We start from the raw sequence: 13,492 nt of genomic DNA on the forward strand, positions 1-13,492 counted from the left end.
TTACAATAAATATCCTGTCCTTATTTTAAAACTTTATCCTCACCGAACCATTTTGTTGAAATGTCAGCTGCTGTACCATCTTCATTCATTTTGTCAAATGCAGCTTGCAGTTTTTCCAATAATGCTTCGTTCCCTGGTTTTACACCAATACCGTATTGTTCGGGAGCAAGTGATTCCTCTAATAATTTAAATGTATCAGGCTCTTGTGTCATGTAATATTCTGCTACAACAGCATCAATTACGACGGCATCAACACGACCTGTTTTTAAGTCTGATAAAGCTAAAACGTTATCCGAGAATTCTGTAATGGTTTTCACTTCTTTATGGATAGGGTTACCATTTAATGCATCTGCAGCAGAAGAAAGAGATTGAATGCCTACTTCTTTGCCTGCTAAATCATTTAATTTAATAATCTTAGAATCTGCTTTTGTCATAACCACTTGAGAGTTTTCAAGATAAGGCTTTGTAAATAATACTTTTTCTTTGCGCTCATCTGTAATGGTATAACCGTTCCAAATTAAATCAATACGTCCACTGAGTAATTCAGCCTCTTTCGTTTTCCAGTCGATTGGTTGGAATTCAGCTTCTACGCCCATATGCTCAGCTGCCGCACGTGCTAAATCTATATCGAATCCCACGATTTCATTTTTATCATCACGGAAGCCCATTGGTGCAAATTTATCGTCAATACCAATAATGATGGTTTCTTGATCAGCTGAAGATTGGTCTTTCTCTGCTGATTTTTCTTTTGATGTGCCACATGCTGCTAAAACAATTACAGTTGTTAGCATCATAACTAAAGTGATTATACGTTTCATCCTTTATTTCCCCCTATATAAATCTATCGCTTTCGTTTGCTAAACTACTAATGTGTTAAAGGATATCACCGAGGCTAATGGATGTCAATATCGTTTTGGATTAATCAGAAAATTTTATGCATTTTATAGCTAATTTAGTATGATCTTTGTAAGAAAATTGATTTCATAAAAATAATGGAACAGGAGATAGTAAGTATCTGAATAGAAGGGGAAAGAAAAGGGACTGTTATAGTAAACAGTCCTGTGGCATGCATTGGTTAATGATTATTGTTTTGTATAGCTTTTCGTGCCAAGGCATCAGCAGCTTTGTTTTGAGAATCAGGCACCCATTTAATAAAAAATAAATCGAAGGTGTTGGCGAGCCATAATGCTTTTTCCAGAAAAGGTTTAAATTCCTCGTTTTTCACATATTCTTTTTCCATAGAAGCGACAACGATTTTAGAATCAGAGCGAACGGAAACAAGTGTAGAATTAAGCTTTTGTGCTTCCTCGAGTCCCCGGACTAAAGCAGTAAATTCAGCAATATGATTATTTGTTAGCCCGATATACTCACTAATTTGTATATGTTGACCCTCTCCTTTAATAAATATACCAATGCCACTTGGACCAGGGTTACCTGCACTAGCAGCATCTATATAAACCTCTAACATATCATCCCTACTTTACTATTTGACTTCCATATAATTGTACAACATGGATACGCTGTAAAACACCTATGTGCTAGTCGTGATGTGCTTGAAAAAAATTGCTGAAGTGGATAAACAAAATAGTTGCTTGTTCAAAATGAACGCTTCATAATAGTAGGAAGTGAATTTTGGACGTGAAAGGAGCGAGAGTTCACATGGATAAAGTGACGGTTATGAAGGATATAGACGAACTGCATGATACGTATTGCGCAGATTGCTTAGTCATTCAGCAATTACGTAAAGAACGTGGTAAACCAGGAGCTCATCGCTTCTGTATTGAAGCTTGTTCAATTGGAGAAAAGCTACAGTTTTTAGGTGAAGAGCTTTTGAAAGTTTACAGTAAATAAATAGGCACCGTTTAGAAAAAGCTACACTTATCAGCAAATGCTAATAAATGTAGCTTCTTTTTTAGGTTTTATTTTGTTTCGACATAGCTAGTTAAATCTTGGTAATACTTTGTAAGTGAAGAAGCGGAAATATCAAAAGTTGCGGCAATTTCTTTTACCGTCATAGAAAGAGATTCAAAGAGCTCTTTTTCCTGGCCATAACGAATTGCACCAGCAGCAATAGCCGCCTCTTTGCGCGCAGTAGGTTGTCCTTCTATTAAATAGTCCTCTAATAGCTCAAGTATTGGAGCTGTTTCACGATCATTTTGCTCTAAGAATTCTTTTACTTGTGTAAGGACTGTGCTTTCAAAATTAGTGAATTCTTCCCCTTTATAGCCGTTGGAGACAAGTAATTCCCAGAATGCAAGATGTTCTTCTTTTAAGAAAGCTCCAACCTTTTTCTCGGATGCTTCAAAGTTTTTCTTGAATTCTTCAAATACTTTTAAATGGTCCTCAGGGAAGAAAATCAATGTAGACACAGCTAAATAATGTGTCAATTTCTTCGTTCCATCCGGTAAAATAAAGGCAAAGACATGCATGCCTTCCGGAATTGGTTTATTATTTTCACGACGAATATAAAGCTCTTCATTTGTAAGTAAATGGCTAGCTTTAAAATATTTTTCCTCAACAACAGTTACCGTACCGATAAATAATGTAGGGTGAGACCAGTCTTCCAGTACTTTTACTGTAGAAGGTCTAACTGCTTTTTTCTTCGTTTTCTTTAAATAACTTTTCCAAATAGATGGCTCTTGATGGAAGAAAAAGTCGTCTAAAGCGATGGCTTCAATCAGCTCACGCTGTAGCACGCTCTCTAATTTAGGTTGCCATGTGCCTACATGCTCGATATAAGCACGAACATCTTTACGCTCAGGATACTCTAAGTAAAATGTTTGTAGCACACGCTCTAATTCTTCGATTTGTACTGTTTCCACTGTTACTTGTTGTTTACCTTCACAACATTTTTTATATTTTTTGCCGCTACCGCATGGGCATGGATCATTACGTTTTACCATAATTAGAACACTTCCTTTGACAATTGTTAATCGTATATTGCTAAATAATTTGTGTACTATTAATAATAACGGTACTTTTGTATGAAGAAAAATGATTGTCTATTTTGAAATATCTAAAAAGTGTGGAGGGACGCCCTAATTCAAGTATATGTATGCACGTTTTCACTTAGAACTAAAAAAAGAAAACGATCTGTACGTTGCAAGCACAGAACCGTTTTCTAGAAATTTTATGATTGTTGCACAGCCTCAATTTCCAGTGTGAGGCGCTCAAGCTCGTCTACCAAATGACCAATATAGGCAATCGTATCTCGAAGTGGTTGATCCGTTGTAATATCAACGCCTGCCATTTGTGCTAATTCCACAGGGGATTTTGTTCCACCAGCCTGCAGGACAGCTAACCATTCTTCAACAGCTGCATCACCTTCTTTTAAAATGCGCTGAGATACTTGTGTTGAAATAGTTAAGCCCGCACTATAAGTGTATGGGTAAAGGCCCATATAATAATGAGGCTGACGCATCCACGTCAGTTCAGCACCTTCCGTAATATCCACTGCATCACCCCAGAATTCTTCTAGCACCGAACGTTTTAACTGGTTTAAAATATTCGCATTGACAGACTCACCAGCGTCCACCAATTCATATACTTTTCGTTGGTACGCGGCTTCAAGTAAGTGTGTGACAAAGTTATGATAATACGTTTTAGAAACAATATTTGAAATCACCCAACGCTTAAAGCGCACATCTTCATTATGCGTTAATAAATAATTCGCTAGCAGCATTTCATTCATAGTAGATGGTGCTTCAATAAAGTATAGGGAAGGGCGACTGTTAAAATAGGATTGATGCGCATACGTATTCGCAAAATGTCCTGCATGACCAAGCTCATGAACGAGGGTAAAGACTTCATTCATACGTTCATTCCATGACATTAAAATATATGGGTGACTACCATAAGGACTTGAACAGAATGCCCCTGTAGATTTCCCTTTATTTGGTGCAAAGTCGATCCAACGTTCCTTGAAGGCTCTGTCCATTAGGTGATTGTAGTCTTCACCCATAACCGCTAATGATTTATCAACATATTCCTTCGCTTCGTCCATCGATAATTTTGGATCATAGGCAGAATCTAAAGCGATTTTCAAATCTGCAAATGTCATGTGCTCAATGCCATTCGCTTTTTGAATTAATTTTGCATATCGACGCATATGTGGGGCAAGCTCTTTTGAAATCAAATCGATTTGGCGATTATAAAGGGAGCGATCGACATCTTGATCGAATAGTAAATAATCAAAAATGGAATCAAAGCCTCGTAGATCCGCCATTGTTTTTTCTTGTTGAATATGTGTGTTATAAACTTGTGCTGTTGTATGTTGATAATCACTCAACTTGCTTGAAAAAGCTTTAAAGGCAGCACGGCGCACTTCTGTATTGGCCTCAAACTCCCAATTATTTTCATAAAGGACAAAGCTTAACGGATGCCTTTCACCATCTGCTTCAAATTCACCAAAATTCATATCTACTAATTTCGTCGTATTATATGTTTCGTATGGCGCATCAAAAGTAGAACTAAAGGCAGCAAGCGTTTTTTCAACTTCTGGATGTAGCTGATGAGGTTTCCGTTTTAATAATTCCTCTAAATAATGTTTGTAAAGAGGGCTTAATGTTGCTGCTTCTTGTAGTACCCCTTCATCCAAAGTAAGTAATTCACTCCGTACGAATGATAAGGCACTGCTTATTTTACCGATAGCTGTACCAAATTTTGCAGCACGCATTTGGGCTACATCATCCGTTCGATCTACCTGTAGGTTTAAGCTCGCATACGTACCAATTGGAACGATACTTTTTTGCAAATTTTCGAAAGCCGTTAATACATCAATAACTTTTTGCGCATCTGTAATGGAGCCTTGATACGTTTGTTCAAAGCTAAGAGCCTCCTCTACAAGCTGCGCTAAAATAGGTTCAAAATCTGCATCATTTTTCAGTAAATCAGTTAAATCCCACGTTTCTTCTACTGCAACATCTTTTCGTAATGGTAAAACTTCCATTTATAAACACCCCTTTACATATAAGTGATTTCATTATAACGAAACTATTTCGGAAAGTGAAATAATTTAATAGAATAGTTGAAATATTCTTAAAGAAAAGAGTCCTGTTTTTTAATCCAGTAAGTAGGAGTATGTTTGAAATATTGCTAGACGGGAACAATATGTGTATAGCCAACATCATTTGTAACGCATACTAAAGGCTAGAACAATTGACACATTGGAGGAGAAGTAATTATGACACAAAACTTAAACAAACAATTAAATAAGCTAGTATCAACATGGTCAGTACTTTATACAAAGCTGCACAATTATCATTGGTATGTCACAGGGCCTGCATTCTTTACACTGCATGCAAAATTTGAAGAATTGTATAATGAAACAACGTTGAATTTAGATGAAATTGCAGAACGCATTCTTTCGAAGGATGGCAAGCCTGTTGCGACTTTAAAAGAACATCTAGAGCTATCCTATGTAGAGGAAGCAACAGGAAATGAGTCGACGGAGGAAATGGTAGCAACGACGATTTCGGATTTCCAAAAGCTTATGAAAGCGTTGAATTCCACAATGGAGCTAGCAGCAGAGGAAGGGGATGACCGTACAGAGGATTTACTGAATGCGATGTACCAATCCCTTGAAAAGCATACTTGGATGTTAAAAGCCTTCCTCGACAAATAAACGGTTTACAAGCATTCCCAGACAATTTGGGGATGCTTTTTTTTTAGGTTTTTTATCTCTTTATGACAAAAAGAGGACTTGTATAAAAGCATAGTAACATTTATTACAGTTTGGTAACGAAGCGGCAAAAAGAGTTTGTTTCCCCATAGTCAGGGTAATTATTTAGTAAGCCATACAAATTAGGAGGAATTGAACATGAACATGAACATGATGAATGAACAAAATCCAAAAATTGAGGTGGCCCATACAAGGGACGAAATGCTTCATATTCTAGAAAATATGCGAACAGAAGGTTTCCATAAAGAGGATATCCATATTATTGCGAAAGACTCCCAGCAGTTGGAGGATGTGAAATGGGATGATGATGTCCACACACATGAGGCTGGTAACTGGGTGGACCAATTTAAATCTTGGTTTACAGGTGATTCTGCTGTAACAGAAGGATTAAAACGCTTTAATCTTTCCGAGGGGCAAATCGCTTACTATGCTCATCTTGTAGAGCAGGGGAGTATCGTATTATTTGCAGAACGGGATGATGATTATGATACGCTACAATCACAACACCCGGAAACAGCTGCTGAGCAGGAAGAGCGTTTAAGACAAGAACGCCTGAATGAGGCTGAGCAACTTAGAAGATTTTTATAAAAGGAAAACAGTTTGATCATTGTGAATCACTCTGTTCAGACTGTAGACAAACTCTCAATGAATTTTGAGTTTGTCTACAGTCTTTTTTCTTTGACAATTTGACAATAAAATAAAGTAAAGCTCGACCCCGCCCGCAGAAAGCGTACACCCTAGTAGCTAGTGTATTACTAAAAATGGGTGATTGTAGGGATGACAACAGCCATCGAGAGTGAACTTCTCGATGGCTGTTGCCCATAGTTTGAACAGAGTGATCATTGTGGATCACTCTGTTTTTTAATGAATTACTTTTTCTGGTGCATCTTTTTTAATAAAGCGCAATACATGGAAATGCTCTAATTGAGCAAATAAATTACCAATCAAAATAAAGCTACCACCAATAACGAGTTTCACTGTCAATCCTTCACCGATGAACATCATCGCAAACATTGCTGCAAATATAGGTTCTAGGGAAAAAATTAGACCTGTATGTGTAGCAGAAGTATACTGTTGTGCAACAGTTTGACCAACGAAGCAAAACGCACTACAAATGATTCCAAGACCTAAAATAGCAATCCAGGATGTCGTATTATTTGGTAACGTCGGTGTTTCCAATAATAATGTTAGGATTAGCGCATAAATGCCAGCGAAGCCTAATTGGTAAATGCCGTATGAAATAGATTCCACATTCCGTGTAAATGAACTGTTTAAAAGTAAATAAATAGAATAGCATAGAGCAGCGATTGCTACTAACAAATCTCCTTTATGGAAGGAGAATGAACCTTGCGCCGTTAATACTGTTATACCAATCATCGTACAAATAATTGCAAAGCTGACGGCTCTGGAAGGTAATTTTTTATCAATAAAGCTACTGAAAATCGGCACTAATACAACCGTTAGACTTAAAATAAAGCCTGCATTTGAAACTGACGTGGACTGTAAGCCAAATAAGCTTAATGCGAACACAATGAATAATAAAAATCCTTGGATAGCTGCATATTTTAAAGTCTTACCATTTACCTTAATCATCCGTTTATAAAAAATAAGCCCTGCTACTAAAAATGCGATGATACAACGCAATGCCACCACATTATAAACAGCCAATGTTTCAAGCCCCATGACCATAAAGGTATAAGATAGTCCCCAAAACATTGTGACAATAACCATCAATACATTTGCTTTTCCTTGGATACTCATTATGTTCACCTACCATCTGTGTACTAAAACAGTTTTTATACTAAAAATTACTATATATCTTGTGTTGAGATTAGTAAAACGAATGTTTATAATGATTAGGATTAAAAAAATTCATGTATGTAGAGGTATTGCTGATGAGCTTAGTGAAATATGAGATTTTAACAAAGGTAGCAGAGGTAGCAAGCTTTACAAAAGCAGCAGATGCACTCGGACTAACTCAGTCTGCTGTCAGTCACGCCGTGTCAAGTTTAGAAAAAGATTTTGGATTTGCGCTCATACATCGAAGTAGAGTGGGTGTCACACTGACAAGTGAGGGGCAAACCATGCTAAGGGCGATGCGTCAGGTTTTAGACGCACAGGAATTATTGCAACAAGAGGCAGCACATATTCATGGAGTAACAAGAGGAAACGTGCGTATTGGCGTTATTTCAAGTATATCTTCCAATTGGATGCCAGAAATTATTAGGATTATGGATAATCAGTTTCCTGGAATACAGGTGGAATTACGCGAGGGTGATTATTATGAAATTGAACAATGGCTACTCAGTGGGGAAATAGAGGCTGGTTTTTTAAATGGTCAAAAATCTGAGCAATATCAGTATACGGAATTACAGCAGGACCCTTTATTATGTATCGTTTCAGATCAAAGTCCACTATTTAATAAGTCTGAGATCGATATTGTTGATTTGGAAGATATGCCTTTTATTATGACTTCCTATAAAGGGACCAATGATGTCAAAGTTTTGTTGGAACAATATCATGTGAAGCCCAATATTCGCTTTGAGCTTTCAGAGGAGGTCGGCATTGTTTCCATGATTTCTCATCAACTTGGGATTAGTATTTTACCCCAATTGGTCATTCAGACTTTGCCGCCTACCTTAAGAGCGATTCCTCTGAAGCAAGGTGCCTACCGTACGATTGGGATTGCGATGAAGCATAATGCATCACCTGTAACGAAGAAATTTGCGGAAATTTTAAGTGCATGGTTAATGGAACAAAAAAATGCACTATGATGGAATCTATTGAAGCCTATCCTTGCATTACGGTAAAATAGTAGGTGTATATATTTTAGAAAATAGGTGAGTGGATGGGGACATTACAAGGTAAAACCGTACTCATTACAAGTGGGGGAACACTTGAAAAATGGGATCGTGTACGAGGGCATACGAATTTATCAAAAGGGACAATGGGCTGTTATTTAGCGGAGGCGGCACTCGCTGCTGGTGCTAATGTAGTATATATGCATGGTTATTTTGCACAGCTTCCAGTGAATCACGATCAAATGAAATTGATTAGATTTGAAGGTATTGAGGATTTAGGAGAAAAGGTTCGTCATGCTGTCCAACAAGAACATGTAGATATCGTTATTATGGCTGCGGCTGGCTCCGATTGGGTCATCGATAAAGTATATGATCAATCAGGCAATTTGATGGAGGAAGCGGGGAAAATGCCTTCCGATGAGCCACCTATTATTCATTTTAAAAAGGCGCCAAAAGTCTTAGGGCAAATTAAAGGCTGGCAACCGAATGTGACGCTAGTAGGGTTTAAGCTAGAAGCGACCGATGACGAGGAGTTTTTATTAGCACGTGCACGACTGCGAATGGAAACAGCTCATGCTCAATTGATGGTAGCCAATAGCTCTCAATCTTTATATGGCGGGGACGAGCCCCATTGGATTGTACCTGCTGATGGACTGCCTATGAAAGTAATGGGCAAGCAAAAAACAGCCGAAGCTTTAATGATATATTTACAACATCAATAAATATGAACTGTGTAGAGAAATATTTCTACACAGTTTTTTCTTGTCTAAAAGAGGAGTATCATTTAATATTTACTTAACGGTCGGTAAAAAAGGAGAATGATGATGGGGAATAAGGAACAAACTTTTCAAAAGATTATAGAAGTTGCTTATGTGATGTTTGCAGAAAAAGGGTTTGAAAAAACAAGCTTAGCCATGATTGCTGCAGAGGTCGGTATATCAAAACCAGCCATTTATTATTATTTTCAATCAAAGGATCAATTAATCACTTACTTATTTGATGAACTGTATAAAGTAATTCAACAAGATGTCGCTGTGGATTATAAAGAGCTTTCTCGCGTTAATTTCAAGGAGGAAGTACTCGAGCTGGGCTATAAGTCTATTGAGGCGCAGGGCAAGGATCCTTATTTTAATAAAATATTTAACCAATATGTACTATTAGCAGCTCGCGATGAAAGCTATAAGAAACAATTAGTAGAGCTAGAAACCAGCTTTTTAACAAGCTTTGTGGAAGTCCTACAATATGGCGTGGAGCTAGGGGTTCTAGAGGATACTCCCACTATAGAAGCAAAGGCACAGATGCTAGCCTTGGTCTATGATAATATCGGTAATTTCATGTTAACAGGTAACCAATTGGACTACAGAGCTATTTGGAAGGAGGCTGTGCATAGTGTTATCCAAGGAGGCGAAGATGGCAATAAGAGATGATAATCGGCGCATTGAAGGTCTTGATTTTGCAAGAGCTCTCGCCATGTTTGGTATGTTCATTGTCAATTTTGGAGTCATAACGGGTTCTACAACGAATGGTTCAACATGGTTGATGGCCTTACAAAATCTATTTGAGGGGCGTGCCTCGGCCGTATTTGTCATGCTAGCAGGAATAGGAACAGCTTTAATGACTCGTCAGGCTAGAGAGACTAAGGACCCAATACTTCTTCGTAAGAATCGACTTACTTTGTGGAAGAGGTCGTTTTTGTTATTCGTGATAGGAATAGTCCTATATGCAGTAGGCTGGACAGGAGATATCTTACATTATTATGGCGTGTATATGTTTGTTGCCGCATGTTTGATTGCCCAATCCAAGAAAATGATGATGTTCATAATCGGTGTCATCCTCATCCTTTCACAATGGCTCCAAATTCAATTTAATTACTTCGCTGGGTGGCATCCAACATATGTATTACTAGAGTATCTTGATTTTTGGACACCGGCAGGATTTATAAGAAATTTGATGTTTAATGGCTATCATCCACTATTTCCCTGGATTTGTTTCTTTCTAATTGGCATGGTAATCGGCACATTAGATTTAACTAATCGTTCATTACGAAAAATCTTATTGGTGATGGGCTTATTGCTAGTCATAATGACGGAGACTTTTTCAACGATATTTATTAAGATGACAACGATCCATTTATTAGATGTAGAGAGTGCATTGTATTTATTTGATACGGGACCGATTCCACCGAATATGATGTATGTTCTATCTAACTCAGCGTCGGCAATTGTCCTTATCGTGGGCTCCATCTATCTTGTTGAGACATGTAAAAATAAAGTAATTGAAGCTTTGATCTTTACGGGACAATTGTCTTTAACGCATTATGTCGGCCATGTTTTTATTGGGATTGGAATATTAATTGTTTGCCAAAAGTTGGAGAATCAGACGCTTACCTTTTCCATGCTATATGCCTGCTGTTACTTTGTAGGATGTGTGCTTGTTTCTGTCTGGTGGAGAGCTAAACATCGTCGAGGTCCCCTTGAATTCTTGATGAGGAAATGGAGTTCGTAATAAATTAATGGATTGCCATCTATTTCTCGTTGATTAGGCATAAAATACTTTAGATATAGATAGTTTTCTAATCTAAAATAATCATTACAAAGTATTCAGCTAGGTTTTCTAATATTTTATATTGACAATCTTATTACAGAATTATAGAATTATTTTCAAGAAACGCAGTACTCTTATCAAGATAGGTGGAGGGACTTGGCCCAATGAAGCCTCGGCAACCGAAACATAGGTGCCACTTCCAACCGATGTATCTGAGAGATAGGAGGGGCTATCAATCAGTTTGATGCATTGGCCTCTTTTGTACAACAAGGATGAAAAAGAAGGGGTGTATCGTATGGCTCAGTCGGCAAAGGTAGAAGATAAGAAATTAGAGGCTATTGCAAAGGCCATTCAAAATCTTGAATTTGGTGAAGTGCATATTACGATTCAGGATGGTGTAATTGTTCAAATTAATAGGCTTGAAAAGCAGAGATTTCCTCAGAAGAAATAAAGGATCATTTCAGTTGAACGATGTGAAAAGGCCACCAATAAGCATGGTTTCCGTTGCTTACAAGTGGCCCTTTTTTTATGGCAATTAGCTATAGAAGCTTTTTGGAATCTGACCGATATGACGGCGATGATAGAGAAGGGGCTCCTTTTGAGAGTTTGTAATATCTAGCACCTGGCCAATAAAAATAGTATGATCACCTGCATCTATTTGCTGAAAGGATTTACATTGTAAAATAGCTGCTGTATCATGTAAAATCGGTAGTCCTAAAGAAGAAGTAGACCATTTTGCTTGAGCAAAGCGATCTGGGACTTTACTTGCAAATAATGTACATAATTGCTCTTGATCACTTGCTAAAATATTGACAGCGAATTTTTCCGCACTCATAAAGTAAGGATGGAGCTGAGATTTTTTATCAAGTGACCATAAAATAAGTAGTGGATCAATAGAAACAGATGCAAAAGAATTGACGGTTAAGCCAATTGGATTCGTTTCATGACAAGCTGTAACAACTGTTACACCTGTAGGATAGTTACCTAATGCCAATTTAAAAGCAGCAACATGATCTGTCATTCAAATCACCTCTTTATAGTTAGTAATAAATTAGTTAACGGAGTTAGTAGGTAAATTGCACTTTTTTCATACCATATAGTAACTCCTTTTCTTAAGTAAATATTAAATCAATTACACATCCAGGTAAAGCTAATGGGGGAAAGAAAGGGGAATTGCCATGACTTTATATTTTGATCATCTGGTACATCAAGTAGAATCACCGGAAAATATAAAGGTTTTCTTCAATAAACGAAATGTCCATACAGTGAACGGTGGTCAACACACGATGTGGGGGACTTACAATACGCTAAGTTATTTTGGCTTAAGCTATATTGAACAAATCGCTATTTATGATCGTGATTTATTTGAGCAAGCGGCCCTGTACCCATATTCCCTACATTATACGTTTAAACGTGATCGTGAGCGCCAAGGATTTTCACGAATTGCCTTGCGCACCAAAAATATTGAAGACGATGGTCAACGATTGCGTGCATTGGGCTATGAAGTATATGGTCCCGATGCTTGTAGCCGCACAAGACCAGACGGCACGATAATCGAATGGAAGCTATTGCATTTTGGCAGACCTGGCCTTTCAGTGGATTTTCCTTTCTTAATTGAATGGGCAGATGGAGATGAGGAGCGTTTGGCTCAATTAAAGGCTAGTGGCGCGATTGATGAAAAACAAGCCATTACAATGGAATCCATTCAGTTTTTTGTCAAGGATGTGGAGGAGACGGTGCAGCTTTGGCAGAAAGTATTACAACTACCCGAGTTTGAGCAGCATGAGCAGTTTATGTCTCTACAGCTAGCGAATATGCGCTTGGATTTTTATGAGGAAGCCTCAGCATCTAGCATGACGCTCGGTCATTTAAAAGAAGGGCCAATCGGTGTAACATTAAAGGATCCACACCGAACAAAGGAAACATTAGTGTGTCCAGGTGCTTTTTATTGGATTAATAAATAAATTAAAAATCCACTTCAATCGTTGAAGTGGATTTTTATGTGCAAACATGCAAAAAGTGGATTGAGCCATTTTCAAATACTTCATCCACTTACTATATTCTAGCTTATAATTTTACAACATTTGATGCTTGCGGGCCGCGATTGCCTTCCACAACATCAAATGAAACCTTTTGACCTTCTTCAAGTGTACGGAAGCCTTCCTCCTGGATGCCCGTAAAATGTACAAATACATCTTCTCCATCATCACATTCAATAAAGCCATAACCCTTTTCATTATTGAACCACTTTACGATCCCATGTTGCATAAGCATTCGCCTCCAATGCGCTTGAAAGTAAGATAAAGTTAAAGAAGTCGTGCTATCAATGAGAAAATGTGAAAAAAATGCATTTTCTCTTAGAACATACATGAATTGAACAAAAATGTCAATTGATTGTCGGAATGCTAGCATATCTGACTTTCTTTTTTTTCACAATTAAGACTATAATGGAAATGAACAACATAGA

General features: G+C 37.6%; 16 protein-coding genes and 1 riboswitch. Of the genes, 9 read left to right on the forward strand and 7 right to left on the reverse strand.

The window, feature by feature from the left end; translation table 11 throughout:
* Positions 1-20: 20 nt before the first annotated feature.
* Positions 21-818: an amino acid ABC transporter substrate-binding protein gene (locus MKY80_RS08040; RefSeq protein WP_090001779.1), complete on the reverse strand. Its 798-nt coding sequence runs from the start codon at positions 816-818 to the stop codon at positions 21-23.
* A gap of 257 nt (positions 819-1,075) precedes the next feature.
* The gene (locus MKY80_RS08045; protein ID WP_089985051.1) at positions 1,076-1,468 is read right to left on the reverse strand and encodes a ribonuclease HI family protein; all 393 of its coding nucleotides are present in this window, start codon (positions 1,466-1,468) and stop codon (positions 1,076-1,078) included.
* 191 nt (positions 1,469-1,659) lie between these two features.
* Between MKY80_RS08045 and MKY80_RS08050 the strand changes: the two genes are divergently transcribed.
* Positions 1,660-1,851 (forward strand): zinc-finger domain-containing protein, encoded by a 192-nt coding sequence (locus tag MKY80_RS08050; RefSeq protein WP_012293843.1) that lies wholly within the window; start codon positions 1,660-1,662, stop codon positions 1,849-1,851.
* 68 nt (positions 1,852-1,919) lie between these two features.
* Here the strand turns inward: MKY80_RS08050 and MKY80_RS08055 are convergent, their stop codons facing one another.
* On the reverse strand, positions 1,920-2,903 hold the full coding sequence (locus MKY80_RS08055) for an SEC-C domain-containing protein (RefSeq protein WP_089985049.1): 984 nt from the start codon (positions 2,901-2,903) through the stop codon (positions 1,920-1,922).
* Between the two features lie 227 nt (positions 2,904-3,130).
* Complete coding sequence (gene pepF / locus MKY80_RS08060) at positions 3,131-4,948, reverse strand: oligoendopeptidase F (protein ID WP_089985048.1); 1,818 nt, start codon at positions 4,946-4,948, stop codon at positions 3,131-3,133.
* A 234-nt stretch (positions 4,949-5,182) separates the two neighbouring features.
* Here pepF and MKY80_RS08065 point away from each other — a divergent pair, with 234 nt between their 5' ends.
* Both MKY80_RS08065 and MKY80_RS08070 read left to right on the forward strand, forming a co-directional pair.
* Positions 5,183-5,623 carry a DNA starvation/stationary phase protection protein gene (locus MKY80_RS08065; protein WP_008181825.1) on the forward strand — a complete coding sequence of 147 codons (441 nt, stop codon included), beginning with the start codon at positions 5,183-5,185 and terminating at the stop codon, positions 5,621-5,623.
* 195 nt (positions 5,624-5,818) lie between these two features.
* Positions 5,819-6,268, forward strand: a complete 450-nt coding sequence (locus MKY80_RS08070) for a general stress protein (protein WP_171365453.1) — start codon at positions 5,819-5,821, stop codon at positions 6,266-6,268.
* Between the two features lie 273 nt (positions 6,269-6,541).
* On the opposite strand, the gene MKY80_RS08075 is transcribed toward MKY80_RS08070, so the two are convergent.
* Positions 6,542-7,441 carry a DMT family transporter gene (locus MKY80_RS08075; RefSeq protein WP_089985046.1) on the reverse strand — a complete coding sequence of 300 codons (900 nt, stop codon included), beginning with the start codon at positions 7,439-7,441 and terminating at the stop codon, positions 6,542-6,544.
* A gap of 134 nt (positions 7,442-7,575) precedes the next feature.
* Between MKY80_RS08075 and MKY80_RS08080 the strand changes: the two genes are divergently transcribed.
* The 5 genes from MKY80_RS08080 (at position 7,576) to MKY80_RS08100 (ending at position 11,476) form a co-directional block, all read left to right on the forward strand.
* Positions 7,576-8,454, forward strand: coding sequence for a LysR family transcriptional regulator (locus MKY80_RS08080; protein ID WP_043990703.1), 879 nt, complete (start codon positions 7,576-7,578; stop codon positions 8,452-8,454).
* Between the two features lie 74 nt (positions 8,455-8,528).
* On the forward strand, positions 8,529-9,203 hold the full coding sequence (locus MKY80_RS08085; protein ID WP_089985043.1) for a phosphopantothenoylcysteine decarboxylase: 675 nt from the start codon (positions 8,529-8,531) through the stop codon (positions 9,201-9,203).
* A gap of 96 nt (positions 9,204-9,299) precedes the next feature.
* Complete coding sequence (locus tag MKY80_RS08090) at positions 9,300-9,908, forward strand: TetR/AcrR family transcriptional regulator (protein WP_239354451.1); 609 nt, start codon at positions 9,300-9,302, stop codon at positions 9,906-9,908.
* Positions 9,892-10,986: a heparan-alpha-glucosaminide N-acetyltransferase domain-containing protein gene (locus MKY80_RS08095; RefSeq protein WP_342532493.1), complete on the forward strand. Its 1,095-nt coding sequence runs from the start codon at positions 9,892-9,894 to the stop codon at positions 10,984-10,986. Before MKY80_RS08090 ends, MKY80_RS08095 begins: the two co-directional genes overlap by 17 nt.
* Before the next feature lie 170 nt (positions 10,987-11,156).
* A riboswitch (SAM riboswitch) is annotated at positions 11,157-11,251 on the forward strand.
* Between the two features lie 33 nt (positions 11,252-11,284).
* Positions 11,285-11,476 carry a YezD family protein gene (locus MKY80_RS08100; protein ID WP_225316224.1) on the forward strand — a complete coding sequence of 64 codons (192 nt, stop codon included), beginning with the start codon at positions 11,285-11,287 and terminating at the stop codon, positions 11,474-11,476.
* A gap of 84 nt (positions 11,477-11,560) precedes the next feature.
* Here the strand turns inward: MKY80_RS08100 and MKY80_RS08105 are convergent, their stop codons facing one another.
* A complete protein-coding gene (locus MKY80_RS08105) occupies positions 11,561-12,046 on the reverse strand; it encodes a flavin reductase family protein (protein ID WP_008180194.1) in 486 nt (161 codons plus the stop codon).
* A gap of 157 nt (positions 12,047-12,203) precedes the next feature.
* On the opposite strand from MKY80_RS08105, the gene MKY80_RS08110 reads away from it, so the two are divergent.
* Positions 12,204-12,989 carry a VOC family protein gene (locus MKY80_RS08110; RefSeq protein ID WP_008180197.1) on the forward strand — a complete coding sequence of 262 codons (786 nt, stop codon included), beginning with the start codon at positions 12,204-12,206 and terminating at the stop codon, positions 12,987-12,989.
* A gap of 103 nt (positions 12,990-13,092) precedes the next feature.
* On the opposite strand, the gene MKY80_RS08115 is transcribed toward MKY80_RS08110, so the two are convergent.
* Complete coding sequence (locus MKY80_RS08115) at positions 13,093-13,293, reverse strand: cold-shock protein (protein WP_008180199.1); 201 nt, start codon at positions 13,291-13,293, stop codon at positions 13,093-13,095.
* Between the last annotated feature and the right edge of the window lie 199 nt (positions 13,294-13,492).

It is taken from the genome of Lysinibacillus sp. FSL R5-0849, from assembly GCF_038595075.1.
Classification (GTDB): Bacteria; Bacillota; Bacilli; order Bacillales_A; family Planococcaceae; genus Lysinibacillus; species Lysinibacillus fusiformis.

Excerpts from the sequence above, each read along its gene's own strand:
- MKY80_RS08070 (WP_171365453.1), top strand. The coding sequence starts at position 5,819 with ATGAACATGAACATGATGAATGAACAAAATCCAAAAATTGAGGTGGCC.
- MKY80_RS08080 (WP_043990703.1), top strand. The coding sequence starts at position 7,576 with ATGAGCTTAGTGAAATATGAGATTTTAACAAAGGTAGCAGAGGTAGCA.
- MKY80_RS08110 (WP_008180197.1), top strand. The coding sequence starts at position 12,204 with ATGACTTTATATTTTGATCATCTGGTACATCAAGTAGAATCACCGGAA.
- MKY80_RS08050 (WP_012293843.1), top strand. The coding sequence starts at position 1,660 with ATGGATAAAGTGACGGTTATGAAGGATATAGACGAACTGCATGATACG.
- MKY80_RS08065 (WP_008181825.1), top strand. The coding sequence starts at position 5,183 with ATGACACAAAACTTAAACAAACAATTAAATAAGCTAGTATCAACATGG.
- MKY80_RS08040 (WP_090001779.1), bottom strand. The coding sequence starts at position 818 with ATGAAACGTATAATCACTTTAGTTATGATGCTAACAACTGTAATTGTT.
- MKY80_RS08090 (WP_239354451.1), top strand. The coding sequence starts at position 9,300 with ATGATGATGGGGAATAAGGAACAAACTTTTCAAAAGATTATAGAAGTT.
- MKY80_RS08045 (WP_089985051.1), bottom strand. The coding sequence starts at position 1,468 with ATGTTAGAGGTTTATATAGATGCTGCTAGTGCAGGTAACCCTGGTCCA.
- pepF (WP_089985048.1), bottom strand. The coding sequence starts at position 4,948 with ATGGAAGTTTTACCATTACGAAAAGATGTTGCAGTAGAAGAAACGTGG.
- MKY80_RS08085 (WP_089985043.1), top strand. The coding sequence starts at position 8,529 with ATGGGGACATTACAAGGTAAAACCGTACTCATTACAAGTGGGGGAACA.
- MKY80_RS08075 (WP_089985046.1), bottom strand. The coding sequence starts at position 7,441 with ATGAGTATCCAAGGAAAAGCAAATGTATTGATGGTTATTGTCACAATG.
- MKY80_RS08055 (WP_089985049.1), bottom strand. The coding sequence starts at position 2,903 with ATGGTAAAACGTAATGATCCATGCCCATGCGGTAGCGGCAAAAAATAT.
- MKY80_RS08115 (WP_008180199.1), bottom strand. The coding sequence starts at position 13,293 with ATGCAACATGGGATCGTAAAGTGGTTCAATAATGAAAAGGGTTATGGC.
- MKY80_RS08105 (WP_008180194.1), bottom strand. The coding sequence starts at position 12,046 with ATGACAGATCATGTTGCTGCTTTTAAATTGGCATTAGGTAACTATCCT.
- MKY80_RS08095 (WP_342532493.1), top strand. The coding sequence starts at position 9,892 with ATGGCAATAAGAGATGATAATCGGCGCATTGAAGGTCTTGATTTTGCA.